Source organism: Facilibium subflavum (assembly GCF_003574485.1).
GTDB lineage: Bacteria > Pseudomonadota > Gammaproteobacteria > Francisellales > Francisellaceae > Facilibium > Facilibium subflavum.
Map to the genome: position 1 here is coordinate 1 of NZ_QLIT01000264.1, position 2,247 is coordinate 2,247.

The window sequence follows — 2,247 nt, forward strand, 5'->3', positions numbered from 1 at the left end:
CAAACCTTCAATCCGCGTGCTTCGCTTGGGAACAAGTACAGGATCAAATTCACCTGAGCGATCACGAGGCACATCAATTTCCAATAGGCCATCTTCTGTTATTACGCTTTTTCGTGCCGTGCCGTTACGTGCATTAGCAGAATCGCTACGTTCATGCCTGTCATAACCAAGATGCGCCTTTAGTTCACCTTGTAAAGCACGTTCAACCAGACCTTTGATTAATTGCTTCAATACGCCATCTGATTTAAATAGATTGGATAAATCAGCACCTGATTCGACAATGAGATCAAGCGCTTGATCTAATGCTTTGTTTTGTTCTTTGTTTTTCATCTTTCGTCCTTAGATTATACGTTTTAACCATTATAACCTATGAAAGAATTTACACAGTTATTTCAATACTCCCCGATATTATGAATGCTATCCAAAGACAATTTCCAATCAATGACAATTTTCCGCCGCAGTCTTACGTGTTTGAAAATGCAAGTACACAAGCAAACACCACCTGTAACCATTCTATTGACGGGAGTAGTGTCTAAGTCCATATAAGCATAATCTGTCATTATTAATCATCACTCAAGTGCTTTCTGGCTATACTATAGGGTAATTATTATCTCATATCATGGAGTGATGCATGTTAAAGGCTAAGATATTTGCTGATAAGCTCGACCATGCAGTTTATATCGTATTGTTATTATCTTTATTTCTTGTTTTTTGGAACCCTGTTGCCTTGATGATGAATTTGACAGGAGATAATCCAGTGATTGCATTAGTTTGGCGCGCTATTACATCGTTTATCTGCTGGCTTGTTATTTTATTGTGTTTATTGTGCAGCGTGCGTTCAAGGAGCTTAATTCTATCGAGTTTTATGACGCTTTCTTTGTGGGTTCGCTGGCTTATTGTAATATTTTTTTTCATCGGTTTGTTATCTGCAATCAATGCCTATAGTCCTTCTTTAGCCTTTAAAGGATTATCAATTGATATGACAATGCTGTTAAGTGTTTTATTTTTAGCAGGCTATTGGCAAGGAAATAAAAGAAGAATTGACTGGCTTATTATGGTTATTATTATTTGTGCTGTTGGTTATTTGCTTGTACTTCTTTATATGCTTTATTTTGCAAAAGCTTTAGATTGGGAACAGAATTATCAAAGTCTATTATTGGTTCGTTATAACTTTGCTAATCCAAGGTTTTTTGATCATTTTAGCAGTTGGTTTTTACCATTGCTTTGCTTGCCTCTTTTATCCAAAAAATACACAAAAATGATAAAAGTGCTCGCCTTTCTGGCGATGATCAGTTTATGGTTTATGGTGATTGCACATTCAAGCCGTGCATTTATTCTTGAATACATCGTCATTGTTTGTGTGCTTGGCGTGTTAAATTTTCGTTTTCTGTGGCCTTTTTTAGGCTATCAGTGTATAGCGGTTATTATCGCCGCATTTTTATTTTGGTTTATTAATTTGTCACTGGAAACGACAAGTATTATGTCACGTGATTTATTGGCTAATAATGATCGATGGCTTTTATGGTCAAAATCATTATGGTTAGCAAGTCATCATTTACGCTTAGGTATTGGTGAGCTTAATGCCATTTATTATTTGCAAGACTATCCTCATAATGTTCTTCTAAGCGTGCTTTTGCAGTGGGGTGTTATTGCTTTTGTTATCTTCTTATTGATCGGCATCAGAAGCTTTCAATATGCTTGTATTGCCATGAAGGCTTATCGAGATTCAGCACTTTATTTTGTTGCCTTTACCAGTGTGCTTGCCGGGATGACACACGCAATGGTCAGTAATTTATTTAAAATGCCATTAAGTCAATTTAGCTTAGTGTTTGCAATGGGGCTATTGCTTTGTTTTATGCCGTTGTCAAAAACGATCACATTAAAACGCTATATGCATTATTTATTGCTTATATTGATATTATCTTTAATTGTATTGCTGTGTGTTTTGGTTTATTTTTTCTCAGTTATGATTTGAAATGTGTTAAGCATCAAAGGATGGCCTTTTCACCATTCTTTCACACTCTGTTTTTTGTAAGGGGGTATCAATAAATACAATATTATAGGAGTGATCCTCATCTGACATTTGATTGTTTAGTGTTAATTTAATGGCATCTACATTACTAGAGCTTTTCCTATAATAAAATATTTGACACTTTTCCCCCAGAAAAATAATGCCAAAATAGCCATTAGCTAATTTTGGCATATAGTATTTGGGGTTGTTAACGCTTTTTAGGTTCTGTGAACCAA

General features: G+C 35.3%; 3 protein-coding genes. 1 reads left to right on the forward strand and 2 read right to left on the reverse strand.

What is annotated here, in order from left to right; all coding sequences use genetic code 11:
* Positions 1–330 (reverse strand): transposase (locus DNK84_RS12945; RefSeq protein WP_208123334.1); only part of this gene is annotated, 330 nt, incomplete at its 3' end.
* Positions 331–631: 301 nt separating this feature from the next.
* Between DNK84_RS12945 and DNK84_RS12950 the strand changes: the two genes are divergently transcribed.
* The gene (locus DNK84_RS12950; protein ID WP_119344894.1) at positions 632–1,975 is read left to right on the forward strand and encodes an O-antigen ligase family protein; all 1,344 of its coding nucleotides are present in this window, start codon (positions 632–634) and stop codon (positions 1,973–1,975) included.
* A 6-nt stretch (positions 1,976–1,981) separates the two neighbouring features.
* On the opposite strand, the gene DNK84_RS14715 is transcribed toward DNK84_RS12950, so the two are convergent.
* The coding region (locus tag DNK84_RS14715; RefSeq protein WP_208123335.1) for a hypothetical protein at positions 1,982–2,247 on the reverse strand (266 nt) is incomplete at its 5' end.